The organism is Rhizobium ruizarguesonis, from assembly GCF_017357285.1.
GTDB classification, from domain to species: Bacteria; Pseudomonadota; Alphaproteobacteria; order Rhizobiales; family Rhizobiaceae; genus Rhizobium; species Rhizobium ruizarguesonis.
The window spans coordinates 429,211-454,978 of the sequence record NZ_CP071678.1; the positions used below are offsets into that span (position 1 = coordinate 429,211).

The following is a 25,768-nucleotide window of genomic DNA, read 5'->3' on the forward strand; positions in this document are numbered from 1 at the left end:
CAATCGCGCCGACGCCATGCCGAAGCCGGCAAGCAGCGCGGCAGCTGGTCTCCGCCGCGCTCGTGGGGTCAGAGGTTGCTCATCCCGCCGTCGATGATGAGTTCGCTGCCGACGATATAGGCCGCCTCATCGGAGGCGAGAAAGACGATCGTCTTGGCGACTTCGCTGGGGTTCCCGAAGCGGCCGACGGGGATCTGGGCCTGGATCTGCGCGGTCATCGCCTTGGAATCCGCTTCCGACGCCCCGAGCTTGCTGTAGAGCGGCGTGGCGATCGGGCCGGGGCTGACGGCGTTGACGCGGATGCCGCGGCCGATGAGTTCGCCCGACAATGTCTTGGCAAGCGTCAGCAGCGCGCCCTTCGTCAGCGAATAGACGCTGGAGTTCGGCATGCCGATATGGGCGTTGATCGAGGTGTTGAGCACGATCGCGGCCTGCTTCGAAAAAATCGGCAGCAGCGCCTGAATCAGGAAGAACGGTCCTTTGACGTTGATATCAACCGACTTGTCGAAGGCGGCTTCGCTCCACTGTTCCAGCGGCCCGAATTCGGCGACCCCGGCGTTGACGAAGAGGATGTCGAGCGTGCCGAAAGCCTCTCTCACGCTATCGGCGACGGCCTTCTGGCCGACCGCATTGCCGGCATCGGCCTGGATGACGGTGGCTTTGCCGCCAAGTTCGGCGCGGGCCGCCTCGACGCTTGCCGCGCTGCTGCCGGTAACGACGACGCGGGCGCCCTCGGCGATGAATTGGCGGGCGGTCTCGAGACCGATGCCGCTGGTGCCGCCGGTGATGAGGGCTGTCTTGTTTTGCAGGCGTGACATGATGACGTTCCTTTGATCGAATTTTGGGCCGCGGCCCGTTGTTGTTGGATGGGAGAATGCTCTGAAAAAAGCGGCGCGATAAGCCGGCGTGTTGAAGGATCGTCAACCCGCATCGAATAATCGCGCCGCGCCGCCTCAGGTGCGGGTGATCGAAGCGCCGCCGTCGACCAGCGAGGCCGTGCCGGTGACGAAGCTCGCATCGTCGGAGGCGAGATAGAGAACCGAGCGGGCGAGTTCTTCGGGTGTCGCGACACGCTTCAGCGCATGCAGATTGGTAACGAAGGCCTGCTTCTCAGGCGTATCGTTCATGTCCCGATACATGTCGGTATCGACCGCACCTGGCAGGATGGCATTGACGCGCACGCCCTGCTGGCCGAATTCGGCGGCGAGCGCCTGCGTCAGGCCGATCAGGCCGGATTTGCTGGCGGCGTAGGCGGCAACGCCCGGAAAGGCGAAGCTGTAGCCGACGAAGGTCGAGGTGAAGATCACCGAGCCGCCGCCATTCTCCACCATTGCGCCGATCTGGTGCTTGGCGGCGAGGAAGGAGGCCGTCAGATTGATTGTCAGCGCCTCGCTGAAGCCTGTTTCCGAAACGGCGGTGCTCGGACCGGCTTCGCCGAGCGTGCCGGCATTGTTGAAGGCGATGTCGAGCTTGCCGTAATTCGTCACGGCGGCGGCGACCAGCGCCTTGTGATAATCTTCCGAGCGCACGTCGCCGGCAATGGCGATGGCGTCGCCGCCCTCTGCCTTGATCTCCGCGACGAGGCTGTCGAGTTCGCCCTGGCGGCGGGCGCCGACGACGACCTTGGCGCCTTCGGCGGCGAAGAGCTTTGCCGTGGCGCGGCCGATGCCGGAGCTTGCGCCGGTGACGATCGCGACCTTGTTGTTCAAGCGGTTCATGGTTCCATCTCCTGCGTTTAAGGTGAGGCGGCCCCTGCCGTCCCTTTCGATGAGTTGAAGATGGCATTTTCCCTTCGTTCGGATTAGTCTTCAGATTGAGGAATTCGAATTCGGAAAAGCCGAACGATGATCAGAATAGAAGGTATTGCGGCTTTCGTCGCCGTGGTTGAGGCGGGCTCGGTCAGCGAGGCGGCCCGGCGCCTGCGGCTGTCCAAATCCGTCGTCAGCGAAAGGCTGGCCGAACTGGAGAAGTCGCTGGGCGGTATGCTGCTGCATCGAACGACCCGCAAGCTTACTTTGACGGAGGATGGCGCGGTTTTCCTCGAGCGTGCCGCGCGCATCGTGCGCGAGATCGAGGAGGCCGCGGCCGATATGGCCGAGCGGCGCGGAACGCTGTCCGGCCCGATCCGCATCGCCGCCCCCGTCACCTTCGGCCGCATGCATCTCGGTCCGGCGCTTTATCCGTTTCTTGCCGAACATCCCGAGATCGAACTGACCCTCGACATCGATGACCGGCGCGTCGATGCCGCCTCGGACGGCTACGATGCCATTATCCGCAACGGCCCGATCGCCGATAGCCGGCTGGTCGCCTGGAAACTCACGCGCAGCCGCCGTCTTCTCTGCGCCTCGCCGGATTATCTCGCGCGCCAGGGAATTCCGTCGTCGCTGGCTGATCTCAACAGCCATCGCGGCATCTTCTACACCAATCGCGGCGTTGCCGATTGGCGCTTCCAGACGCCCGATGGTGCGATCGTCGTGCGCGCGAAACTGGCGCTCGGCATCAACAATGGCGACATGCTCCGCGACGCCGCGATTGCCGGCCTCGGCATCGCGCTGCTGCCTGCCTTCATCGCCGGCCCGGCCATCCGTGAGGGCCGGCTTGCCGAAATCGACGTCGGCCATAGGCCGGAGGCCGAATTCATCTACATGGCCCATCCCGAAGGCAGAAATCCCTCCGCCAAGCTCCGCGCTATCGCCGACCACCTGAAGAAGAGCTTCGGCGATCCGCCCTATTGGGATGCGGTGGGCTAATTCATGAGCTCAGCAGGCTGATCAGGTTCTCGGTGACCGGCGAGCGATGTGTTTTCAGGATTGCCAGCGCCAGGCGCGCCACGGCCGGCGGCCCCTCGATCGGCCGGTAGGCCACACCTTCGAGCTTGATCTGCGAAATCGAGGCCGGCACGATCGAGACACCGAGATCGGCCGCCACCAGATTGACGACCGATGAAATCTGCGGCGCCTCCTGTGCCACGGTCAGCTCGAACCCTGCCTTGCGGCAGGCGAGCACGACATCGTCGTAGAGGCTCAGGCCCACGAGCCGGGGAAAGAGGATGAAGGGTTCGTCCGCCAGCGCCGCAAGCGGCAGGCTGGGGTGCCGTGTCAAGGGATGGCTGGCGGGCAGGGCGATCACCATCGGCTCATCCGGCAGCCGCCGCAGCCGGATGCCCGCGGGATCGTCGAGGCTGGGGCGCATGAAGGTGGCGTCGAGCTCGCCGCGTTCCAGCTTCTGCATCAGCGCCAGCGTATTCATTTCCATCAGCGACAGCTGCACCTCCGGCCAGCGTGCGCGAAAGCGTCGGATCGTTGTGCTGACCATGGGATTGAAGGCGGAGGAAGCGGTGAAACCGAGCGACAGCCGGCCGGTCTCGCCGCGATTGGCGCTTTGCGCCGCAAGCTTTGCCTTTTCCGCGGCGGCCAGCGACGCCTTTGCCTCGCCGAGGAAGGCCGCGCCCGCCGCCGTCAATTCGGCGCCGTGCGGCACGCGGTGAAACAGCGCCGCACCCACTTCCCTCTCCAGATCGCCGATCTGCTGGCTGAGCGGCGGCTGCCCGATGCCGAGCTTGCCGGCGGCACGGGTGAAATTGCCTACTTCCGCCACCGCGAGAAAATATCTCAAATGCCGCAGCTCCATCGCCATCTCCAAAACATATCGAAATCGCTAGTTTCATATATTGGACAAATGGAGTGGCGTTGACTAGATCGAAGGTCGGAAGGATGAGATATGCCGACGTCAGCGCATGCAATGAAGACCGCCGAGACAACCGCGATCCCAGGGCAAAAACACTACCTGACCCGTGGCACCGGCGCCTATCGCCGCGCCAGCCTGGCGCTCTTCCTTTCCGGCTTCTCCACCTTCTCGCTGCTCTATTGCGTGCAGCCGCTGCTGCCGATCTTTTCGCAGCAATTCTCCGTTAGTCCGGCCGAAAGCTCGCTGTCCCTGTCGCTCTCCACCGGCTTCCTGGCGGTCGCCATCGTCTGCGCCGCCGCGGTTTCGGAAGGTCTTGGCCGCCGCAGCCTGATGTCGATATCGCTGGTCGGCGCGGCATTGCTGACCATCGCCACCGCCTTTGCCCCGAACTGGCATCTGCTGCTCGTCATCCGCGCGCTGCAGGGCCTCGTTCTCGGCGGCGTGCCCGCTGTTGCCATGGCCTATCTCGCCGAGGAAATCGACCCGCGCGGACTTGGCGCCACCATGGGCCTCTATGTCGGCGGCACGGCCTTCGGCGGTATGTCCGGCCGCGTGCTGACCGGCATCTTTGCCGAATATCTCACCTGGCGTCCGGCGCTTTTTCTCATCGGCGCCATCGGTCTTGCCGCCGCGATCGGCTTCATCGCCCTCCTGCCGCCGTCACGCAATTTCGTCCGCCGGCCGGGCTTCGATCCGCGCTTTCATGCAAAAGCCTGGCTCGGCCATCTCAGCAATCCGGCGTTGCCCTTCATCTTCGCCATCGCCTTCCTGGCGATGGGCTCCTTCGTGACGATCTACAATTATGCCGGTTTCCGCCTGGTGGCGCCGCCCTACGGCCTCAACCAGACCGAACTCGGGCTGATCTTCACCGTCTATCTCTTCGGCATCGGCGCCTCCTCGATCGGCGGCCTGCTCGGGGACAGGATCGGGCACTTTTCCGTGCTTCTCTTCGGTCTGGCACTCACCGCCGCCGGCAGCGCACTGACGCTCTTTGCCTCACTCCCGGTCATCATCCTCGGTATAATTGTGCTCACGACCGGCTTCTTCATGAGCCATTCGATCGCCAGCGGCCTTGTCGGCAAGCTGGCGCATGGCACCAAGGGCCATGCCTCGTCGCTCTATATGCTCGCCTATTATGTCGGCTCCAGCCTCATGGGTTCGGCGGGCGGCTGGTTCTTCGCGGTTGAAGGCTGGACCGCCGTCGTTATCTTCACCCTTGCCATGCTGGCGCTGGCCTTTGTCTCCGCCTGTTTTGCCCAGCACCTTGCGAGGAGAAAAGCATGATCCGCATAGACCGCCTCGACCATCTCGTGCTGACCGTCGTCGATATCGCCACCACCTGCGATTTCTATTCCCACATCCTCGGCATGTCGGTCGAAACCTTCGCGGAAGGCCGCAAGGCGCTGAAATTCGGCCGGCAGAAGATCAACCTGCACCAGGCCGGACACGAATTCGATCCCAAGGCGAAACGTCCCACACCCGGCTCCGGCGACCTCTGCTTCATCGCCGAGACGCCGCTTGCCGATGTCATCGCTGATCTACAGGCCGCGGGCGTTGCGATCGAAGAGGGCCCGGTCGAGCGCACCGGTGCGACCGGGCGTTTGCGCTCGGTCTATTTCAGGGACCCCGACGGCAACCTTCTCGAAGTCTCCAATCTGATTGCTTGACGTCCGCCTCCCGCACATCAACCAAGCCGGATATAGGGCACGTCCTTCTTCGCCACCTCGTCCAGCGCCTCCTCATAACCGGCATCGGCGTAACGCATGACGCCGAGCGCCGTATCGTTGGTCAGCGCATGGTCGAGCCGTTCGTCGGCGGCATCCGTGCCGTCGGCGATAACGGTGACGCCGCAGCTCGTCATGTAGCCGGCATAGCCGCCGCCGCCGGAATGGATGACGACCAGATCGGCCATCGACGAGCAGAGCATCATCGCATCGATCAGCGGCCAGTCGGCGATTGCGTCGGAGCCGTCCTTCATCCCCTCGGTCATGATATTCGGATGCGCCATGGCGCCGGCGTCGAGATGGTCGCGGGAGAAGGCGACCGGGCCTTTGAGTTCGCCGCTTGCAACCAGCGCGTTGACGCGCCTTGCGAGTGCGGTGCGTTCGCCGTGGCCCAGCCAGGCGATGCGGGCCGGCAGCCCCTCGAATGGCACATGCTCGCGCGCCAGGCGGATCCAGTTGGTGATGATCTTGTTGTCGGGGAACATTTCGAGCAGCAGGTCGTCGATGCGGGCGATGTCGCTCTCCTCGCCTGACAGAGCCATCCAGCGGAACGGGCCGATCGCCCGGGCAAACAGCGGCCTGAGATAGGCTTCGGTGAAGATCGGGATGTCGAAGGCATTGGCGACGCCGCCCTCTTTAGCCTGCGTGCGGATCAGGTTGCCATTGTCGAAGACTTCCGAGCCACGCTTCTGGAACTCCAGCATGGCCGTCACATGCTCGACGATCGAGGCCCGGCTTGCCGCCATCAACTGCCCCTGGCCATCTTCGCGCAGGCCCTTGACCTGCTCAAGGCTCATGCCCTTCGGCACGTAGCCATAGACGAGGTCATGCGCCGAGGTCTGGTCGGTGACGATGTCGGGCACGATGCCGCGCCGGGCGATCTCGGGATAGACCTCCGCCGCATTGCCGACGAGGCCGACGGAAAGCGCCCGCTTGTCCTTCACCGCCGCATCGATCATCTGAAGGGCGGTGTCGAGATCGGGCGCGATTTCCTGGAGATAACCAATCTGCTGGCGCTTGCGGGCGCGCTCCGGATCGATGTCGACGCAGAGGATCGCAGCGCCTGCCATGCGGCCGGCGAGTGGCTGCGCCCCGCCCATGCCGCCGAGACCGGCCGTCAGCACGAACCGGCCGAGGAGATCGCCGCCGAAGCGCCGCTCGGCGATGCGCATGAAGATCTCGTACGTGCCCTGGATGACGCCTTGGCTGCCGATATATTGCCAGGCGCCGGCCGTCAGCCCGCCCCAGCAGATCAGTCCCTTGCGCTGCAGCTCGTAGAACACTTCGGCCTTTGCCCATTGCCCGACGATATTGCAGTTCGCCATGATAACAAGCGGCGCCTTGGCATGCGTTCGAACCAGCCCGATCGGCTTGCCGGACTGGATGAGCAGCGTCTGGTCCTCTTCCATCTCGGTCAGCGCCTTGACGATGCCCTTGTGTGCCGCCCAGTTGCGGGCCGCCTTGCCGAGAGCGGCATAGACGATCAGGTTGTCGGGGTCCTCGCCGACGGACAGCACATTTTCGAGCAGCCGCAGCAGCGCTTCCTGCCGCCAGCCCTTGGCGCGCAGCTCCGGTCCGCCGGGAATCGGAAATTTCGGATGACGTGGATTGGCCTTCGGCATCGTGGGTTCCTCGTTTTGCTCTGCCTCGTTTCTTCTCCCGCCAAGAGAGGGAATGGCATCGCTTGCTATTTGCTCGGTAGCGATTCCACATAGGCGAGCGCCGCATCGAGCAAAAGTCGTCTCAGGGCATCGTCGCCATAAACTTCGGCATTGCCTCGCACCCAGCCATGCATCACCCGCTCGCCCGACAGCATCTGGATCACGCCTGGCAGTGCCAGCGCCCAGCCGTCATTGCCCTTGCCGAGACGGATCAGCATGCCGTCATGGCGCGCGCAGCAGAGAAGATTGCCGTTCAGCATGAAGGCCCAGCCGCCGAACATGGATTTTTCGGCAAGGCCCGGCCGACCGCCGAGTTCGTCGCGCATCAGTTCTTCGAGACCGGGATCGCGCGCCATGGCTCAGGCCTTCGTCGCCAGTGCATAACGTGCGATCTCGATCCCCATCGCCTTTTCGACGACGGGATAGACGGTCGGATCGAGCACGCTTGCCGACAGCGGAATGATACCCATCGGCACATGCAGGATGAAGACATGCATGCCCTCCTGAAGCTGGCCGACGCTCAGCGGCTCGCCCTCTGGCGAAAGCGTGGTGATCACCGCGGGGAAGGTCGCAAGCCTTTTGCCATCTGCATCGTCCACCGCCATATATTCGTTCATCACATGCAGCGTCACCGATGTTCCGCCTGCGCCGACGGTGATTGTGCCGATGTCGAAGGCTTCCTTGGTGTAGACGACGTCCTTGCGGGTGATGACGCCCTCGGCAAGGATATGTCCGCCCGTCGTCTTGCAGATCGCATCGATGACGGCAGATCCGCCGCGCTTCTCCGCTGCGATGATTGCTTCGCCGAGCGCAAGCGCCATCGAGATGCCGCCGAGTGCTGCATGGCTGCGGACATAGGAGGCCCGGAGCGGATTGCGGCAGCTGGCGATGAAGCCGCCGGATTGGTCGGCTGCGGCGCGCAGCACCGGCGAGATCTTCGCCGTCGCGCCCTTCACGACGAGCTCGATATAACGATTCTCCCCCCGATTGCCGCCGACCGCGGTCTGGATCATCGGCTCGGGCGAACCGGCCATGCCGATCGAGCCCATGTCGCCCGTCGGATGCGCGCGGATATCGCCGACCGCGTCGACCACCTTGGTGCCGAGGATCGCCGACGGCAGCCAGCCGTTCAGCGTCGAGGATTTGCCGTTCTGGCCGATGATCAGCCCGGAGAGCTTTTCGCCGAGCGCCTCCTGCAGCAATTGCACAGCCTTCACATAGTCGATGCCTTGCATTTCCCAGGGGGTGGTGGAGGCCGGTGCGCCGATCGCCGCTGCGGTGGCGATCCACTCCTCGTCCTTCAGCTCGTCGATCGAGACCAGCTCCGGCTTGCCGACATTGACGGCGGCAAGCCCAAGCATTCGCCCGTGATCGGCCCAGCCGCCGCCGCCGGCGGCATAGACGGAGCCGCCCTTGACGGCAGCTTCGACGTCCTTCTCAACGAGTATGCGTCCCATCGGTCCTCTCCTGATTCAAGCTCGTGTCCATCTCGCGCACCGCTTCGAAAAGCACGGCGGCACCGAGCGCGATATCGTCATTGTCAGCCCATTCGTCGGCCGAATGGCTGCGGCCCTCGCGGCAAGGCACGAAGATCATCGCCGCCGGCGCCACTTTGGCGATCCAGGCCGTATCGTGCCCCGCGCCGGAGGCCATGCGCCGGTGTTTCGCGCCGACCCGCACGCAGGCAGCCTCCAAGGTCGACAGCAGCCCGGCATCGCCAGGCGTCGGCTGATTGTCGGAAACCCGGTTCGGCGTCTTGATCGTCACGCCATAGGCGCCCGCCAGCTTCTCGACATGACCGTCGAGCCAGCGGCAGAATGCCTCCATGTCGGCGCGGATTTCGGCACGGCCATCGATCAGCAGCACCACCTTCGACGGCACGACATTGGCGGCATTCGGCTCGATCCGGAATTCGCCGACCGTCGCTGCAAAATGGCCCGGCGATTTGGCAAGCTCGGCAGCGGCATTGCGGATGTCGAGCACCAGCTGCGACGCCGCCACCAACGCATCCGCCCGCCGGTCCATCGGCGTCGTGCCGGCATGGTCGGCCCGCCCTTCGACGGTGATCTCGATACGGGTGATGCCCGAGATCGCGGTGACGATGCCGACATCCTCCTTTTCGGCTTCGAGCACCGGGCCTTGTTCGATATGAAGCTCCAGAAAGCCTGCTATATCGGGCCTGTTCTGCTGCATCAGCACATCAGGTCTGCCGCCGACCTGCGCGATGCCTTCGGCCAGGTCGCCGCCGTCGCTGACGCGCGAAAGCCAGGCCTCCGGCAACTGGCCGGTCATGCCGCGGCTGCCGATGCAGGACACGCCGAAGATGCTCACCTCCTCGGCAAGAAAATCGACGATTTCCAGATCGTGATCGAGCTCGATATTCTGGTCAACAAGCGCGCGCGCCACCTCCAGCGCCGAGATGACCCCGGCAATGCCGTCAAAGCGGCCGCCATCCGGCACCGTGTCGGAATGCGAGCCGACCATGATCGTGCCGAGCCACGGTTTCCGGCCTGTCCGCCGGCCGATCAGATTGCCGGCGGCATCGATCCGCGTTTCCAGCCCCGCCGCCTTCATCCGCACCTCGATATAGGCGCGGCCATCGAGAAAGAGCGGCGAGAAAGCCCGCCGCGTCCAGGGATGCCCCGGCTCGGTGATCCCGGCCAGCGCCTCGATATCTTCAGCGATCCGGCCGGCATTGACGGGTAGATTGCGGCTCATGCTTCAGCTCCCGCAATGACCTGGCGCGGCAACGGCCGCACGAACCGGCCGGTGCCGGGCTCGGCCAGCACCTTCGCGCCCTCAGCGATCTTTTCACCGCGCAGATAGGTGGCGGAAACGGTCCAGGGCAGGCGGATGCCGTTATAGGGGCTCCAACCGACAACATTGTTGCCACTCGCGGCGGCGTCATAGACGCTGTCGCGCGGCTCCAGCACGACGATATCGGCATCCTTGCCTGGGGTCAGCGCACCCTTGATATGGTCGAGCCGGAAATGCTTCGCCGGGTTCTCCGCCATCAGCCTGGCTGCCCATGTCAGCGGAATGCCGCGTTCGACGGCACCTTTGACGAAAAGCGGCACCATCACCTCGAGGCCGGGAACGCCGGAGGCATTGGCGAGCATGTCTGGATTGGTCTTGCGGTTTTCCGACCAGCTGACGTGGTCGGTCGAAACCAGCCAGACATCACCCTCGGCCACCTTCCGCCAGAGCGTCTCCACCTCGGCACGCGGCCGCACCGGCGGGTTGATCTTCGCCTTGCCGCCGAGCCGCTTTACGTCGTTTTCCTCGTCGAGCGTCAGGTAGTGGATGCAGCATTCCACAGTCGCCGCAAAGCCGTCGCGGCGATAGGCACGCGCGATATCGTAGCCGCGCCCGAGCGAGCAGTGCACCACATGCGCCGGGCAGCCGGTATGAGCACCCGTCTCGAAGATCGTATGCATCGCCAGCAGCTCGGTGATCGGCGGCCGTGACAGGCCGTGCGCCCGCCAATCAGAAATGCCGCTCGCCTTCACCTGGTCCATATAGGTGCGCACCGCCTCATCGTCTTCATTGTGCACACCCGCCGTCAGTCCTGTCGGCGCGATTGCCGCAAAGCAGGCATCGAGCAGGGCCGGTGGAATGCGCGGAAAGCGCTTCGGATCGGTGCCGAAGGTCGAAAACTTGAAGGCCGCGACGCCTGCCTCCACCATCTCACGGATCCGCGCTGGGCCTTCTTCCGGATCGACGGTGCCGTAAAGTGCAAAATCGACCCGCGCCTGCGGACCGGCATGATCGACTTTCCGCTTCACCGCCGCTGCCGAGCAGACGAGATTGCCTTCGTCATAGGGCATGTCGACAATGACAGTCACGCCGCCGGCCGCTGCCGATCGTGTCGACCAGAGGAAATCCTCCTGGTCGTTCTGGGAAAGCGAATGCACCTGCGCGTCGATCGCACCGGGCAGGATCAGCGCTTTTCCGAGCAGATGCCGTTCGCGGCCCGCAGGCGGCACGCCGAGGCCGACCTCGGCGATTTTGCCGTCGCGCACGGCGACATAACCCTCGTCGAGAATGCGGTCGGGCAGCACCACCGTGCCCTGCAGAACGAGATCGAAGTCCATGGCGCTTCCTTCCTAAGCTGAAATCAGACTGCCGCTCGAGCATGATGCCGAAAGGTGTGAGCGGTTTTCGGACGACATCATGCTCTAACTCTTAATTTAGAACAGGATTCAGATTTTGGGCCGACTGGGCCTAAACTCATCCTGTTCTAGGGGCTGGTCAGCCGCTCCTCGATGCGCTCCAGCGAGCCGAGCGCGAAGAAATCGTCGAAGGAGGCGATCGGAACCTGATCGGTCAGCTTCGAAACGAAGTCGTCCGAACCAAGTTCCTCCTCGATTGCCTCGACCTCCGCCGAAAGCGGCCGGTCGACCGTATAGAAATCCGCATGTTTGCGCACGACCTCGTAGAGCATGGCGGCAACGCCCTTTGGTTCATCGCCGAGAATGTCGATCGCCTGGGCAGACAGCAGCGCCTCGAGGGCTGCGAGACGCTTCAGCGCGCGCATCTGCCGGTCGAAACGCTCGATGACCAGCGGCAGGAAGGCAGCCTCGTCCTCCAGTCCCGCCGCAACCACCAGCGACTGCGCCGACACGGGATTGGACATCGACAACACGCGCGAGAAGATCTCGCCGGCAAGTTTGATGATCGGCCCGAAACCGGTGGCAATCCGCCCCGGCGGCACGAGATTGACCGGCAGGTCGCGCCGCTGGCCATTGCCGAGAATGACGCAGCGGTTGAAGGCGTTGCGCGCCGCATGCGCCATGCAGAGCGCGGCCGATTCGAGCAGGATCGTCACATCGAGCGGCAGCGAGCCGCCCGACGTCATCACCCGGCCTTCGACCACGACGGGATTGTCGTCCGAGCGCCCGGTGGCGGCAAGAATCTTGTGGCCGGTCGATAAAAGGTTTTCGATCACCGCGCCGAACACCTGCGCGATCATCCGCAGGCTGAGCGGATCCTGCACATGCGTTGCGACGGGCCAGTTCCATTCGTCGGAGGCATTGCAAAGCCAGGCGCCAATCAGCGCCTCGCGCGCCGTTCCGACATGCCGAACGGCTTTCCAGGGATCGCGGGACGCGCCGAGCGCGCCGGCCGCCATCATCGCCGTTGCCAGCAGGACGCGGATCGAGGCCGCGGCGTTGCGCGTCGTCTCCGCTGCCGAGGCAAAGCTCACCGCATTGATGCTGAGCGAGGCGAGGCTATCGCGCGGCGCCATCCGCATCGGTTCCAGCCCGGCGGCCTGGAAAGCCTCGGCCGCCTGCATCCGGTTGCCGCGATAGATCGCTTCGCCGACGCCGGTCAGCACCGCGCCGATCTGTCCCATCAGGCCGATATCCGCACAGCCGATCGAGCCGGTGCGGCGCACGACCGGGATGAGATCGGCCTCGAGCATCCTGATATAGGCCTGGATCAGCTCCGGCGTGCAGCCGACCTGGCCGGTCAGCGCCGTGTTGATGCGGATCGCCATGGCATTGCGCACGATATTGCAGGAAAAGGGTGTGCCGGTGCCGAAATGATGGGCGCGCACCAGGCCGAGATTGAAGGTGTCGAGTTCGTCGGCCGACCACTCCACGTCTTTCATGGCGCCGACGCCTGTCGTCGAGCCGTAGACCGGCATGCCGGAGGCAATCGCATCCTCGACGACCTCGCGGGCGATCGCGATGCGGGCCATGCCTGTCGCCGAAGCCGAAATCGCAGCCTTGCCCGCACCAATCGTCACTATCTCGGCAAAACCGAGCGGTTGTCCGGAAAGTTCGATGCCAAGGCGTTCGTGCTTCATGTGCCTATCTCCCTAGAACAGGATGATTTTAGGCCGGATCGGCACAAAATCTGAATCCTGTTCTGAATTAAAGAGTCAGAGCATGATGTCGAAAACCGCTCACACTTTTCGGCATCATGCTTTGAAGACGAGACTAAGCGAGCCCTCCGTCACATGGGATATCCCAAATGCCGAACACAGCATGTTTTTGGCAGCCGATCAGCTCAGCATCCAGGCAATATAGACAAGCGTCAATGCGATGATCCACAGCGCAATCCTGGCGGAACGGTTGTGCCGCGCTTCGGCCTTGCCGATCGCCTCCGCAGTCTCAGCATCGAAGCGCAGCCCGTGCTCGCTCATATGCAGCAGCTGATGGTGGAATTTTTCGGTCTTCGCTGCGATTTCCGGCACGGCCTCGGCGAGCTTGACCGCCGCCTTCAGCCCATCCTTGAGATCGGTGGCGATCCGCTTCGGTCCGAGATTGGTGCGGATCCAGTCGCCGACGACAGGCTCGGAGGCCTTCCACATGTTGAAGCGCGGATTGAGCATGCGCGACACGCCTTCGACCACGACCATGGTCTTCTGCAGCATCACCAGTTCCGGCCGCGTCGCCATGTCGAAGAGTTCGGTCACTTCGAACAGCAGCGTCAGCAGCTTGCCCATCGAGATCGTCTCGGCCGGCTGTCCATGGATCGGCTCGCCGATCGCCCGGATCGCCTGGGCGAAGCTTTCGACATTGTGATGTCCGGGCACATAGCCGGCCTCGAAATGCACCTCGGCGACGCGGATATAGTCGCGGGTGATGAAGCCATAGAGGATTTCGGCGAGGAACCGCCGCTCCTTCTTGCCCAGCCGCCCGACGATGCCCATGTCGACGGCGACGATCATGCCGTCCGCATCGACGAAGAGATTGCCCGGATGCATGTCGGCATGGAAGAAGCCGTCGCGCAGCGTATGGCGCAGGAACGACTGGATCAGCGTATCGGCAAGCAGGTTGAGGTCGTGGCCCGCCGCGCGCAGGCCCTCGACATCGGACATCCTCGTGCCGTCGATCCACTCCATGGTGATGACGTCGCGCCCGGTCCGCTCCCAGTCGACCTTCGGCACGCGGAAGCCGGGATCCCGTTCGGTATTCTCGGCGATCTCGGAAAGAGCGGCCGCCTCCAGGCGAAGATCCATCTCCACCTTGGTCGTCTGCTCCAGCGTCTTCGTCACCTCGACCGGCCGCAGCCGCCGGCTGGACGCCAGGAAACGCTCCTGCATATGGGCAACGAGATACATTGCCTCGATGTCATGGGCAAAACGCTGGCGCACGCCGGGCCGCACGATCTTGACGGCGACCTTCTTCCGGCCCTCGGCACTATCGACCTCGGCCGGATGCACCTGCGCGATCGAGGCGGCAGCGATCGGATCGCCGAAGCTTGCATAGAGCTCGCCGATCGGCCGTCCGAGCGAGCCTTCGATATTGGCCTTGGCGGCTGCCGAAGGAAAGAAGGCCATCCGGTCCTGAAGCTGCGACAGGTCGTTGGCGAATTCGACGCCGACGACATCCGGCCGCGTTGCCAGGAATTGCCCGATCTTCACATAGGAGGGACCGAGCCGCTCGACAGCCTGGGCCAACCGGTCGCTGCGCTTCTGATGGCGCGCCTTGCCTCGCTCGAAAATCGTGACGAAGGATTTGGCGAGCGCGACCGGAGGCGGCAGCCCTTCGGAAGGAAGGGCTGACACGACACCCTCACGCACGAGCACCCAGCCGACGCGCCAAAGGCGGAAATATGCGCCGAAAGTACTCATGTTCTGTTTGATTCTCGCGCGACGCTATTCGAAAACCGCTCTACACTTTTCGGCGTCATGCGTCAGAGCTTCCAGCCGGAATGGAGTGCGGCGATGCCGCCGGTATAATTGGTAAAGGTGACGCGCGAAAAGCCGGCCTGGCGGATCATTGCCGCGAAATTCTCCTGGTTCGGGAACTTGCGGATCGATTCCACCAGATATTGGTAGGGTTCGGCATCGCCGGTGATCGCCTTGCCGAACTGCGGAATGGCATTGAACGACCAGGCGTCGTAGATCTTGTCGAGAAGCGGCATATCGACTTCGGAAAATTCCAGCACCAGCAGCCGTCCGCCGCGCTTCAAGACGCGATAGGCTTCAGACAGCGCCGCATCGATCCTCGGCACGTTGCGGATGCCGAAGGCGATCGTATAGGCGTCGAAGCTGCCCGCCTCGAAAGGCAGTTCCTCGGCATTCGCCTCGACGAAGGTGAGATTACCGGAAAGCTTTTTCTTTTCCGCCCGCTCGGCGCCGACGCCGAGCATCGAACCGTTGATGTCGAGCACGGTGGCATGCGCCTGTCTGCCTGACGCCTCGACGATGCGGAAGGCGATATCACCCGTGCCGCCGGCAACGTCGAGCACCTTATAGCCCGGCTCCTTGCGCGGGTTCAGCGCCGAGATCATCGCATCCTTCCAGGCGCGGTGCATGCCCATCGACATGACGTCGTTCATGATGTCGTAGCGCTTGGCGACCTTGTGGAACACCTGGTTGACCAGGCCCTGCTTCTGGCCATCGGGCACCTCGCGGAAGCCGTAGGAGGTCTCCATGCCGCCATCGGCGGAAGTGCGGCTTTCTGACATCAGACTGCTCCGTTCCTGAAGATTCGGGCGCGGCGGCCATAGCGCAAGACCGCCCGCGACGTTATCTATGGGCCGCATTCTCCGCGGCACTCTGGCGCTATAGCGCACATCGTCGTCGGTTGAAACACGTTAGATATAGATGGGTTAAGATGCCGGAATTGCCAGAAGTCGAAACGGTGAAACGCGGCCTGACGCCGGCGATGGAGGGTGCTCGCATCACCAAGCTGGAGCTGCGCCGCGGCGATCTGCGCTTCCCCTTTCCCGACGCTTTCGCGGACAGGGTTTCCGGCCGCACCATCGTTGGCCTTGGCCGCCGCGCCAAATATCTGCTGGTCGATCTCGACGATGGCAACACGCTGATTTCGCATCTCGGCATGTCCGGTTCGTTTCGCATCGAGGAGGGGGCTGCCTCCGGCGTGCCGGGCGAATTCCACCATGTCCGCTCGAAGGATGAGAAGCACGATCACGTCGTCTTCCATCTGCAAGCCGCAAGCGGCCCGCGTCGTGTCGTCTACAACGATCCGCGCCGTTTCGGCTTCATGGATATGGTGGGACGTGCCGATCTCGCCGCCCATCCCTTCTTCCGCGATCTCGGCCCGGAGCCGACAGGAAACGAGCTCAGCGCCGCCTATCTGGCCGAACGCTTCCGGGACAAGGCGCAGCCGCTGAAGAGCGCGCTGCTTGACCAGAAGAACATTGCCGGTCTCGGCAATATATATGTCTGCGAGGCGCTGTGGCGCGCGCATCTTTCGCCGATCCGCGCCGCCGGCACGCTGGTGACGGCAGGGGGCCGGCCGAAGGCGCAGCTCGACCTGCTCGTCGCCTCGATCCGCGACGTCATCGCCGATGCGATCGCCGCCGGCGGATCGTCGCTGCGCGACCATATCCAGACCGACGGATCGCTCGGCTATTTCCAGCATTCCTTCTCCGTCTATGATCGCGAAAGTCAGGCTTGCCGCACGCCCGGCTGCGGCGGTACGGTCGCCCGCATCGTCCAGGCGGGTCGCTCCACCTTCTATTGCGCCACCTGCCAGAAGTAAGCCTGCCAGAAGTAAGAGTGAGAAACCGGGAGAACAGCATGGCCTACGAGACCCTGATCGTCGAAACCCGAGGCAATGTCGGCCTCGTCACGCTGAACCGCCCGCAGGCGCTGAACGCATTGAATTCCACCGTCCTGAAAGAGCTCAAAGAGGCCTATGCCGCCTTCCACGCCGATGAGGCGGTCGGGGCGATCGTGCTCACCGGTTCCGAGCGCGCCTTTGCCGCCGGCGCCGATATCAAGGAGATGCAGCCGCTCCAGTTCGCCGATATCTATAAGAGTGATTTCATCAGCGGCTGGGATGAGGTCGCCAAGGCACGCAAGCCGGTGATCGCTGCGGTCAGCGGATTTGCGCTCGGCGGCGGCTGTGAGCTCGCCATGATGTGCGATTTCATCATCGCCTCGGAGACGGCGAAGTTCGGCCAGCCGGAAATCACCCTGGGCGTCATTCCCGGCATGGGCGGCTCGCAGCGGCTGACGCGCGCCGTCGGCAAGGCGAAGGCAATGGATCTCATCCTCACCGGCCGCATGATGGATGCGGCGGAAGCCGAACGATCGGGACTCGTTTCGCGTGTGGTGGCGCCCGATCGCCTGCTCGACGAGGCGCTGGCAGCGGCCGAAAAGATCGCCTCGCTTTCGCGTCCCTCGGTGATGATGGCCAAGGAGGCGGTCAACCGCGCATTCGAGACGACGCTGGAGGAGGGCTTGCGTTTCGAGCGCCGCCTGTTTCACAGCCTCTTTGCCACGGACGACCAGAAGGAAGGCATGGCGGCCTTCGTCGAGAAGCGCAAACCGGCTTTTACGCACCGTTAAATGCTTTTAGGCGCTTGCCAGTGGTAAAGCGTGAAAATCCGCGTTGACGTGGGCCGGCTTTAGAGTTATATGCCCGCCCACGGTTCGGAAAGCCGGTTTGGTTTTCCGCGATTGCTCCCGCATTGCTGGATTTTGTGGCCGCAGGGCCCGCGGTAATGGCGGAGTTTGTTCGAATTCTTGAGAGAGGCATCCATGGCCAATACAACTTCGGCGAAAAAAGCGACCCGCAAGATCGCCCGCCGTACCGACGTCAATAAGGCTCGTCGCTCGCGCGTTCGTACTTTCGTTCGCCAGGTCGAAGAGGCCATCGCATCCGGTGACGCCGCCAAGGCGAAGGAAGCTTTCCTGGCTGCTCAGCCCGAGCTTGCCCGCGCCGCCAGCAAGGGCGTGCTGCATGCCAACACGGCATCGCGCAAGGTCTCGCGCCTGGCCGCTCGTGTGAAGGCTCTTTCGGTCACCACGACCGCGTAATCTTCCATTAAGGACTTCTTCTTTATGATTAGCCCGGTAATTTTACCGGGCTTTTTCGATTCCACCGATCAGCCCCTGCATGGTTAATCTGACGACTGTTTCGTGTCAGCGCCATGACAGGAAAAATTGTTTAAAAACAATGGTTTGCGCAAGGATGCTTTCACGCCGCGCGACTCTGCCCCAAGCTTCCGGGACCACAGGCGAGTCAAGAGGATTTTATTTTTTTTCTTTCAATGCGTGTCAAAATAGCCCGAACGGGGGAATCTCTTTGATTCAACTGCGATTCTTTTTTGACGCTGGTGTGACGCCCGAAAAGGGCAGGCGGAGTCAATGCCCGCTTCTTAATTTTGCGTAAAATTCATCGTTGATATTGCCTTTTGATCCTGCCTAAATGGCTTTCAACAAAGGGCGCGGACATCACCTGCACAGGCTCGGTCTTAACTGCCACGTCGGCAGGGCGATAAGTTTGTGCCGTTTGTTACGGAGCATTGCGCTTCCGTTTTTTCAAGCACTCGACGGATTTGAGCCGTAACGTGGCTGTTACGGAGCGGGGATGTTTTGTGCCTTCATTGGCCACACGTTTAAGGCGAGGCCAGCGGAGAAGGTTAAAGTTATATTGCGTTCGGGCTGGTCGGCCGAAAACGAGGTTCGACCGCCAGCCTGGCACGGAAAGCCGATGAAGGTTGCCGCATGAACGCGGCACCTGCAACGGAGTTCTGCGCCGGTCCCTTATGGGGCAGTGTTTGAGTGAACCGGCAGGCGAGCGGCTCATGAGGATCCGTCAGCCCGCCAAAGCGGGGATGATCGGGCGGCCGTTTTAGCGGATGCCGCCCGGTGGAATTGAAAGGCGGCATTATGCAGATGAATACGATGACGACGGGCGGGCTCGACAATGGGGATGCGGCACCGCAGGCGTTCGGCTCCATTCGCCTCGAAGTGGGCGAAGCAAAGGCGGAAATGAAGCAAAGCATCTTGTTTGAGCGCGTCAGCGCGCGCTTGAAGGCCCAGGTCGGTCCTGACGTCTATGCCAGCTGGTTTGCCAGGCTGAAGCTGCATTCGGTATCGAAGAGCGTGGTTCGCCTTTCGGTTCCCACGACCTTCCTGAAGTCGTGGATCAACAATCGTTATCTCGATCTCATCACCGGTCTGTTCCAGGCCGAGGATCCGGAAATTCTTAAAATCGAAGTCCTGGTGCGCACGGCAACGCGCCACGGCACGAAGGCGCTCGATGAGGCGGCCGCGCCGGAACCAGCCGCCCCCACGCAGATGCGTCGCCCGACAAGCGCGCAGCCGGCCGGTCAGGCCGTCCAGCAGGCGGTTTCGGCTGTTGCCGCCGCAAGGCCTGCAAGCTTCGGCTCGCCGCTCTTCGGTTCGCCGCTCGATAGCCGCTTCACCTTCGACACCTTCGTCGAAGGCAGCTCGAACCGGGTCGCACTTGCGGCTGCAAAGACCATCGCGGAAGCTGGTCAGGGCGCGGTGCGCTTCAACCCGCTCTTCATCCATTCGACCGTCGGTCTCGGCAAGACCCACCTGCTGCAGGCGGTCGCCAATGCGGCGGTGCAGAACCCGCGGGCGCTGCGCGTCGTCTATCTGACGGCCGAATATTTCATGTGGCGCTTCGCCACCGCGATCCGCGACAATGATGCGCTGACGCTGAAGGATTCGCTGCGCAACATCGATCTCTTGATCATCGACGACATGCAGTTCCTGCAAGGCAAGATGATCCAGCATGAATTCTGCCATCTCCTGAACATGCTGCTCGACAGCGCCAAGCAGGTCGTCGTTGCAGCCGACCGTGCGCCCTGGGAGCTGGAGTCGCTCGACCCCCGCGTCCGCTCGCGCCTGCAGGGCGGTGTCGCGATCGAATTCGACGCGCCGGATTACGAAATGCGTCTCGAAATCCTCAAGCGTCGCCTTGCTGTGGCCCGGCTCGAAGATCCGTCGCTCGACATTCCCGCCGAGCTGCTCCAGCACGTCGCCCGCAACGTCACGGCCAGCGGCCGCGAACTCGAAGGCGCCTTCAACCAGTTGGTCTTCCGCCGCTCCTTCGAGCCGAACCTGTCGATCGAACGCGTCGATGAACTGCTCGCCCATCTGGTCGGCTCCGGCGAGCCTCGCCGTGTGCGCATCGAGGATATCCAACGCATCGTCGCAAGGCACTACAACGTCTCGCGTCAGGAACTGGTCTCGAACCGCCGCACCCGCGTCATCGTCAAGCCGCGCCAGATTGCCATGTATCTGTCGAAGACGCTGACGCCGCGCTCCTTCCCGGAGATCGGCCGTCGTTTCGGCGGGCGCGATCACACGACCGTGCTGCACGCCGTGCGCAAGATCGAGGAGCTGATTTCGGGAGACACCAAGCTTTCGCACGAAGTCGAGCTTCTGAAGCGCTTGATCAACGAATAATCGACGGGTTTTCTTAAGGATTCAACGGCCGGAAGCGATTCCGGCCGTTTTCCTTTATAAGTTTTTTATTCTATACCTCCCGCGCATCAACTGCATGTCAAAGACTGAAGCGCCAAAACGGCGCGTGGGAGGAATGAATGAGTTTTGAAAAGATCGCCGTTCTCGGCCTGGGCAAGGTCGGACGGCTGGCGGCGACGCTTTTGCATGAAGGCGGTTTCGAGGTCATCGGCGTCGATGCGCAATTGCCGCTGAGCGACGTCCCCTTCAAGTGCCGCACCGGCGATATTTCCGATCCCCAGGTGATCGGCGAACTGCTCTCGAATGTCGAGGCTGTGCTCTCCTGCCTGCCCTATCATTTGAACATCGAGCTGGCGCGGGCCGCCCATCTTGCGGGTATCCATTATTTCGATCTGACCGAAGACGTTCCCACAACCAATTTCATCATCGAACTGTCGAAGACCGCCCGCGGCCTGATGGCGCCGCAATGCGGCCTGGCGCCGGGTTTCGTCGGCATCGTCGGCGCAAGCCTGGCCGACGGCTTCGATCGCTGCCGTTCGATCCGCATGCGCGTCGGCGCCCTGCCGCAGCATCCGACCGGACTGCTCGGCTACGCCTTCAACTGGTCGCCCGAGGGCGTCGTCAACGAATATCTGAACGACTGCGAGGTCATCGAGGGCGGTGTGCGCAAGCTCGTCTCGCCGATGGAATGGCACGAGACCGTCTATGTCGGCGGCGTCAAGCTCGAAGCCTTCACGACGTCGGGCGGCCTTGGCACCATGTGCGACACCATGCTCGGCAAGATCGACAATCTCGATTACAAGACCATGCGTTATCCCGGCCATATGGAGCTGATGAACTTCTTCTTCCATGAACTGTTGATGCGCGATAAGCGCAAGCTCGCCGGCGAGATCCTGACCAATGCCAAGCCGCCTGTTGAAGACGATGTCGTCTATGTCCATGTCGCCGCCGAGGGCACCGAGAATGGCAGCCTGCGCCGCAAGGAGTTCGTGCGCGCCTATTACCCGATCGAGATTGCCGGCGCGCGCCGTACGGCGATCGCCTGGACGACGTCAGCCTCCGTCGTCGCCGTCATCGAGATGGTCCGCGACGGCCTGCTGCCGGCAACCGGCTTCCTGCACCAGGAGCATATTCCGTTGGAGATGTTCCTGAAGACGCCGACCGGCAGCCTCTTCAAGGCCGGCGCCACCAGCCACGGCTGAGACTGCCTTCCGGCGCGGCGGCAATATCGATGCCGTCGCGCCGCAAATCCACTCGTCTTATGATGTCAGCAGGCGAGATCCGCGACGACGGAATCGAGGATCAGCATGCCGGACGGTGTGCAGCGCAGGCGTGAATTGCCGATCCGCTCGATGAATTTGTGTTCGAGCAGGAATTCCTCGCGTTTCGGGTCGAGGTCGCGGCCCGAAAGCTGTTGCCAGCGGGCGAGATCGACGCCTTCCCTGAGCCGCAGCCCCATCAGCAGCAGTTCGTCGGACTGTTCCTCGAAGCCGAGCCGCTCCTCGTCGAGTATGCCGTGCCCATCACGCTCGACCATGTCGAGCCAGGCTTCCGGCTTGCGCTCGGTCGCCGTCGCAAGCTTCTCGGTGCCACGCGTCAGCCGACCGTGGGCGCCTGGGCCGATGCCGGCATAATCGCCGTAGCGCCAGTAGGTCAGGTTATGCCGGCTTTCGGCCCCTGGCCGGGCATGATTGGAAACCTCATAGGCCGGCATGCCCTCGCGTGCCGTGATCTCCTGCGTTGCCTCGTAGAGCAATGCCGATTGCTCGCCGTCCGGCACGATCAGCTTGCCGGCCTTGTGCAGGCCGTAGAAAGGTGTGCCTTCCTCGATGGTCAGCTGATAGAGCGAAAGATGGTCGACCGCATAGGAGATCGCCTCCTTCAGTTCCTTTTCCCATTCCTCGACCGTTTGGTCGGGCCGGGCATAGATGAGGTCGAAGGACATGCGCGGAAAGATGTCGCGCGCCAGCCTTATCGCCTTCAGCGCGTCGGCGACATCATGCAGCCGGCCGAGGAATTTCAGATCCCGGTCGTTCAGCGCCTGCACCCCAAGCGAGACGCGATTGACGCCGGCCGCCCGGTAGCCGCGGAAACGTTCGGCTTCGACGCTCGAAGGGTTGGCCTCCATGGTGATCTCGATGCCGGCAGGCACATGCCATTGCCGCGCAATGCCGTCGAGAATGGCGGAAACCGTTTCCGGCTTCATCAGCGACGGCGTGCCGCCCCCGAGGAAGATGCTCGTCACCGTCTTCGGCCCGCTGAGGGACCGGACCGTCTCCATCTCCTTCAGGAAGGCTGATGTAAAACGCTCCTGATCCACCGGCTGGTGGCGCACATGGCTGTTGAAGTCGCAATAGGGACACTTCGCCGCGCAGAAGGGCCAATGCACATAGACGCCGAAGCCCGGCTCGCCGGTATCGGGGAGCAGAGCCGCGTCGCGCGAGGTGCTTGGTGTGTCGAGATTGCCCACGGACCGACCTTATGCCTCCAGGCAGGTTTCGACAAAGAGTTTGAAGGCGCGGGCACGGTGCGACAGCGCTTGCGGCTTGCCGACGTTCCAGCCGTGTTTTTCCTCGCCGCTCATTTCGCCGAAGGTGATGTCGTAGCCCTCGGGCTGGAAGACCGGATCGTAGCCGAAGCCCTGCGTGCCGCGCGGCGGCCAGACGACGCTGCCTTCCACCTCGCCGCGGAACAGCTCCGTGTGCCCATCCGGCCAGGCAAGGCAGAGCACGCTGATGAAACGCGCCCTGCGCTGTTCCGGCTTTGTTGCGCCCGCATCCTGCAGCGCCTTTTCCACCTTCGCCATCGCCATGTCGAAATCGCGCGTGCCGTTAGATGTCTCCGCCCAATTGGCGGTGTAGACACCAGGATCGCCGCCAAGCGCGTCGACCACCAGCCCGGAATCGTCCGAAAGCGCCGGCATGCCGGCGGCATTGGCCGAGGCGACCGCCTTGATCGTCGCATTCTCCTCGAAGCTTGTGCCGGTCTCATCCGGTTCGACGAAGTTCAGCTCGGCCGCCGATTTGGCGGTGAAGCCGAGCGGCCCGATCAATTCCTGGATCTCGCGGATCTTGCCGGCATTGTGGCTGGCGACGACGATGGTCTTCGTTTCAAGCTTGCGCATTCAGATATCCTGTTCGATGCCCCAGATTTTAGCCTCCGCGCATTCCAGGCTGTTGCCGGCCGGATCGCGGAAATAGATCGAACGGCCGCCGTTCGGCCAGTGCACTTCGGATTCGATCGCCACGCCCGCTGCCGTCAACCGCTCGGCCATGGCATCGATATTGCCGCCGGACACCCGGAAACAGGCATGGCCCTGGCCGCTCGTGCCGTGCGGCGGCACCTGCAGCGACCCAGGCGCCGGCGGCTTTACCGTTTCCTCGGGATTGAAGATCAACAGAACGCCGGGCCCACAGCGGAAGAAGACATGCCGGTTGGCGGCGCGGGCGATCTTTTCAAGCCCGAGAACGTCTTCGTAAAACGTCTCGGCCTTATCGAGATCCCGCGCATAGAGCGCCGTTTCCAACATGCCTTCCAGCATGGGGTTCATCCTTCGACGGCTTGCTTCTGCAGCGCCACGAGTTCGCCGATGCCGTTCCTGGCAAGCTGCATCAGCGAAGTGAATTCGCTTTCGCTGAACGGCGTGCCTTCGGCCGTGCCCTGGATCTCGACGATGCCGCCGGTGCCCGTCATGACGAAGTTCGCATCGGTCTCGGCCGAGGAGTCCTCGATGTAATCGAGATCGATCACCGGCTGGCTGGCGAAGATACCGCAGGAGATGGCGGCGACATGATCCTTCAGGACCCGGTCGACCTTGATCATGTTGCGGCTTTCCATCCATTTCAGGCAGTCGTAAAGCGCGATCCAGCCGCCGGTGATCGAGGCGGTCCGCGTGCCGCCATCGGCCTGGATGACGTCGCAATCCAGCGTGATCTGCCGTTCGCCGAGCGCCTGCAGGTCGACGACGGCGCGCAGCGACCGGCCGATCAGACGCTGGATTTCCTGGGTGCGGCCGCCCTGCTTGCCGGCGGCGGCTTCGCGCTTCATGCGTTCGCCGGTCGCCCGCGGCAGCATGCCGTATTCGGCCGTGACCCAGCCCTTGCCGGTATTGCGCAGCCATGGCGGCGTCTTCTCTTCGAGGCTCGCCGTGCAGAGCACATGCGTGTCGCCGAACTTCACCAGGCAGGAGCCTTCCGCATGCTTGGAAAAATTGCGCTCGAACGAGACCTTGCGCATCTGGTCGATTTTTCTGCCTGAAGGCCGCATTCTTATCTCCTGGGGTTTATTTGACCGCTTCTACGATTGGCGGCGCTCATTTGCAAATTCCCTTTTGCCACGGGTGTTAGTTTGACTTACTTTTCAGGAAGTATCATCAGCACGGGTTCGAAAGCTTCATGGGCATCAGGTCGACGTCGGTTTCGGATGCCGTAGCTGCGCTGGACGAGCGCTCCAGGGAAATTTTTCGTCGCATCGTCGAAGGTTATCTGGAAAGCGGCGAGCCGCTCGGTTCACGCAACCTGTCCCGTATCCTGCCGATGTCGCTGTCGCCGGCCTCGGTGCGCAACGTCATGAGCGATCTCGAAGAGCTCGGCCTCATCTATTCGCCGCATGTCAGCGCCGGCCGGCTGCCGACCCAGATCGGCCTGCGCTTCTTCGTCGATGCCTTCATGCAGGTCGGCGACCTCTCCGCCGAGGAACGCGCCAATATCGACCGCCAGGTGCGGGCCGAAAGCGGCGGCAATCCCGTCGAATCGATGATGAACGAGGCAAGCCGCATGTTATCCGGCATTTCGCGCGGCGCCGGCCTCGTCATCACCTCGAAAAGCGATCCGGTGCTGAAACATGTCGAGTTCATCCGGCTCGAACCGACAAAGGCGCTGGCCGTGCTCGTCGGCGATCACGATCAGGTGGAGAACCGCATCATCGAGCTGCCGGCGGGTGTCACCTCCTCGCAGCTGACGGAGGCGGCGAATTTTCTCAATGCGCATATGTCCGGCCAGACCCTGCCGGAACTCCGCAAACAATTAAGCCGGTTGAAGGACGATGTCCGCCACGAGCTCGATGCCCTGTCGCGCGATCTGGTCGAGCGCGGCATCGCTGTCTGGGCCGGCAGCCCGGACGAGGGAAAGCCCACGCAGCTCATCATCCGCGGCCGCGCCAACCTGCTCGAAGGCCTGGCCGGCGCCGAGGATCTCGACCGGCTGCGCCTGCTGTTCGACGATCTCGAGAAGAAGGACAGTCTGATCGAGATTCTCAATCTCGCTGAAAGCGGTTCGGGCGTGCGCATTTTCATCGGATCGGAAAACAAGCTCTTCTCGCTCTCCGGCTCGTCGCTCATCGTCGCGCCCTATCGTGACGATGACGATCGCATCGTCGGCGCTGTCGGCGTCATTGGCCCGACGCGGCTCAATTATTCCCGTATTGTGCCGATGGTGGACTATACGGCCCAGCTCGTCTCCCGCCTTTCGCGCAACCAGCTTTGACGCCCGCAACTGCCAAGCACGCGGAATTTTCGCTTCTTTGTC

Annotated in this window: 24 protein-coding genes; 9 read left to right on the forward strand and 15 right to left on the reverse strand. The window is 62.9% G+C overall.

Translation table 11 applies throughout. From position 1 onward, the window contains the following. Positions 1-68: 68 nt before the first annotated feature. Both J3P73_RS02085 and J3P73_RS02090 read right to left on the reverse strand, forming a co-directional pair. Entirely contained in the window at positions 69-818 is a 750-nt protein-coding gene (locus J3P73_RS02085; RefSeq protein WP_130676117.1) for an SDR family oxidoreductase, read from the reverse strand. A gap of 135 nt (positions 819-953) precedes the next feature. Next, a complete protein-coding gene (locus J3P73_RS02090; protein WP_024322210.1) occupies positions 954-1,718 on the reverse strand; it encodes an SDR family oxidoreductase in 765 nt (254 codons plus the stop codon). 126 nt (positions 1,719-1,844) lie between these two features. Between J3P73_RS02090 and J3P73_RS02095 the strand changes: the two genes are divergently transcribed. After that, the gene (locus J3P73_RS02095) at positions 1,845-2,750 is read left to right on the forward strand and encodes a LysR family transcriptional regulator (protein ID WP_130676118.1); all 906 of its coding nucleotides are present in this window, start codon (positions 1,845-1,847) and stop codon (positions 2,748-2,750) included. Between the two features lies 1 nt (position 2,751). On the opposite strand, the gene J3P73_RS02100 is transcribed toward J3P73_RS02095, so the two are convergent. Then, positions 2,752-3,630: a LysR family transcriptional regulator gene (locus J3P73_RS02100; protein WP_130814750.1), complete on the reverse strand. Its 879-nt coding sequence runs from the start codon at positions 3,628-3,630 to the stop codon at positions 2,752-2,754. A gap of 90 nt (positions 3,631-3,720) precedes the next feature. Between J3P73_RS02100 and J3P73_RS02105 the strand changes: the two genes are divergently transcribed. Both J3P73_RS02105 and J3P73_RS02110 read left to right on the forward strand, forming a co-directional pair. Next, entirely contained in the window at positions 3,721-4,971 is a 1,251-nt protein-coding gene (locus J3P73_RS02105) for an MFS transporter (protein ID WP_130814751.1), read from the forward strand. Further along, positions 4,968-5,354 carry a VOC family protein gene (locus J3P73_RS02110; RefSeq protein ID WP_130814752.1) on the forward strand — a complete coding sequence of 129 codons (387 nt, stop codon included), beginning with the start codon at positions 4,968-4,970 and terminating at the stop codon, positions 5,352-5,354. The genes J3P73_RS02105 and J3P73_RS02110 overlap by 4 nt, the downstream gene beginning before the upstream one ends. Positions 5,355-5,371: 17 nt before the next feature. Here J3P73_RS02110 and J3P73_RS02115 read toward each other — a convergent pair whose 3' ends face one another. The 8 genes from J3P73_RS02115 to ubiE all read right to left on the reverse strand — a co-directional run bounded on the left by J3P73_RS02115 (position 5,372) and on the right by ubiE (position 15,496). Further along, positions 5,372-7,033 (reverse strand): thiourocanate hydratase, encoded by a 1,662-nt coding sequence (locus J3P73_RS02115; protein WP_130814753.1) that lies wholly within the window; start codon positions 7,031-7,033, stop codon positions 5,372-5,374. A 65-nt stretch (positions 7,034-7,098) separates the two neighbouring features. Continuing rightward, complete coding sequence (locus tag J3P73_RS02120; RefSeq protein ID WP_130814754.1) at positions 7,099-7,428, reverse strand: TfoX/Sxy family protein; 330 nt, start codon at positions 7,426-7,428, stop codon at positions 7,099-7,101. Positions 7,429-7,431: 3 nt separating this feature from the next. Beyond that, complete coding sequence (locus tag J3P73_RS02125) at positions 7,432-8,529, reverse strand: thiohydantoin desulfurase (protein WP_130814755.1); 1,098 nt, start codon at positions 8,527-8,529, stop codon at positions 7,432-7,434. Beyond that, the gene (locus tag J3P73_RS02130; protein WP_130814756.1) at positions 8,510-9,790 is read right to left on the reverse strand and encodes a Zn-dependent hydrolase; all 1,281 of its coding nucleotides are present in this window, start codon (positions 9,788-9,790) and stop codon (positions 8,510-8,512) included. The genes J3P73_RS02125 and J3P73_RS02130 overlap by 20 nt, the downstream gene beginning before the upstream one ends. Beyond that, positions 9,787-11,166 (reverse strand): dihydroorotase, encoded by a 1,380-nt coding sequence (locus J3P73_RS02135; protein ID WP_130835999.1) that lies wholly within the window; start codon positions 11,164-11,166, stop codon positions 9,787-9,789. Before J3P73_RS02135 ends, J3P73_RS02130 begins: the two co-directional genes overlap by 4 nt. A gap of 146 nt (positions 11,167-11,312) precedes the next feature. Continuing rightward, positions 11,313-12,884, reverse strand: a complete 1,572-nt coding sequence (locus J3P73_RS02140) for an aromatic amino acid lyase (RefSeq protein ID WP_130814758.1) — start codon at positions 12,882-12,884, stop codon at positions 11,313-11,315. Between the two features lie 198 nt (positions 12,885-13,082). After that, positions 13,083-14,657, reverse strand: coding sequence for a 2-polyprenylphenol 6-hydroxylase (gene ubiB, locus J3P73_RS02145; protein WP_024322200.1), 1,575 nt, complete (start codon positions 14,655-14,657; stop codon positions 13,083-13,085). Positions 14,658-14,719: 62 nt separating this feature from the next. Then, the gene (gene ubiE, locus J3P73_RS02150; RefSeq protein ID WP_011650173.1) at positions 14,720-15,496 is read right to left on the reverse strand and encodes a bifunctional demethylmenaquinone methyltransferase/2-methoxy-6-polyprenyl-1,4-benzoquinol methylase UbiE; all 777 of its coding nucleotides are present in this window, start codon (positions 15,494-15,496) and stop codon (positions 14,720-14,722) included. A gap of 149 nt (positions 15,497-15,645) precedes the next feature. Between ubiE and mutM the strand changes: the two genes are divergently transcribed. The 5 genes from mutM to J3P73_RS02175 all read left to right on the forward strand — a co-directional run bounded on the left by mutM (position 15,646) and on the right by J3P73_RS02175 (position 21,445). Beyond that, positions 15,646-16,536: a bifunctional DNA-formamidopyrimidine glycosylase/DNA-(apurinic or apyrimidinic site) lyase gene (gene mutM, locus J3P73_RS02155; protein WP_130662719.1), complete on the forward strand. Its 891-nt coding sequence runs from the start codon at positions 15,646-15,648 to the stop codon at positions 16,534-16,536. Between the two features lie 38 nt (positions 16,537-16,574). Next, entirely contained in the window at positions 16,575-17,348 is a 774-nt protein-coding gene (locus tag J3P73_RS02160) for an enoyl-CoA hydratase (protein WP_018070044.1), read from the forward strand. 192 nt (positions 17,349-17,540) lie between these two features. After that, the gene (gene rpsT, locus J3P73_RS02165; RefSeq protein WP_003556028.1) at positions 17,541-17,819 is read left to right on the forward strand and encodes a 30S ribosomal protein S20; all 279 of its coding nucleotides are present in this window, start codon (positions 17,541-17,543) and stop codon (positions 17,817-17,819) included. 855 nt (positions 17,820-18,674) lie between these two features. Next, complete coding sequence (dnaA, locus tag J3P73_RS02170) at positions 18,675-20,225, forward strand: chromosomal replication initiator protein DnaA (RefSeq protein ID WP_018070045.1); 1,551 nt, start codon at positions 18,675-18,677, stop codon at positions 20,223-20,225. 137 nt (positions 20,226-20,362) lie between these two features. Further along, a complete protein-coding gene (locus J3P73_RS02175) occupies positions 20,363-21,445 on the forward strand; it encodes a saccharopine dehydrogenase family protein (RefSeq protein WP_003556030.1) in 1,083 nt (360 codons plus the stop codon). Positions 21,446-21,510: 65 nt separating this feature from the next. Here the strand turns inward: J3P73_RS02175 and hemW are convergent, their stop codons facing one another. The 4 genes from hemW to rph are packed head-to-tail and all read right to left on the reverse strand — an operon-like array spanning position 21,511 to position 24,509. Continuing rightward, positions 21,511-22,713: a radical SAM family heme chaperone HemW gene (hemW, locus tag J3P73_RS02180; RefSeq protein ID WP_130654453.1), complete on the reverse strand. Its 1,203-nt coding sequence runs from the start codon at positions 22,711-22,713 to the stop codon at positions 21,511-21,513. 9 nt (positions 22,714-22,722) lie between these two features. Beyond that, the gene (rdgB, locus tag J3P73_RS02185) at positions 22,723-23,367 is read right to left on the reverse strand and encodes an RdgB/HAM1 family non-canonical purine NTP pyrophosphatase (RefSeq protein ID WP_018070047.1); all 645 of its coding nucleotides are present in this window, start codon (positions 23,365-23,367) and stop codon (positions 22,723-22,725) included. Next, on the reverse strand, positions 23,368-23,793 hold the full coding sequence (locus tag J3P73_RS02190) for a VOC family protein (protein WP_130771057.1): 426 nt from the start codon (positions 23,791-23,793) through the stop codon (positions 23,368-23,370). Further along, positions 23,790-24,509 carry a ribonuclease PH gene (gene rph / locus J3P73_RS02195; RefSeq protein WP_003556034.1) on the reverse strand — a complete coding sequence of 240 codons (720 nt, stop codon included), beginning with the start codon at positions 24,507-24,509 and terminating at the stop codon, positions 23,790-23,792. The genes J3P73_RS02190 and rph overlap by 4 nt, the downstream gene beginning before the upstream one ends. Before the next feature lie 128 nt (positions 24,510-24,637). Here rph and hrcA point away from each other — a divergent pair, with 128 nt between their 5' ends. Then, positions 24,638-25,726 carry a heat-inducible transcriptional repressor HrcA gene (gene hrcA, locus J3P73_RS02200; RefSeq protein WP_003556035.1) on the forward strand — a complete coding sequence of 363 codons (1,089 nt, stop codon included), beginning with the start codon at positions 24,638-24,640 and terminating at the stop codon, positions 25,724-25,726. The last annotated feature ends 42 nt before the right edge of the window (positions 25,727-25,768 follow it).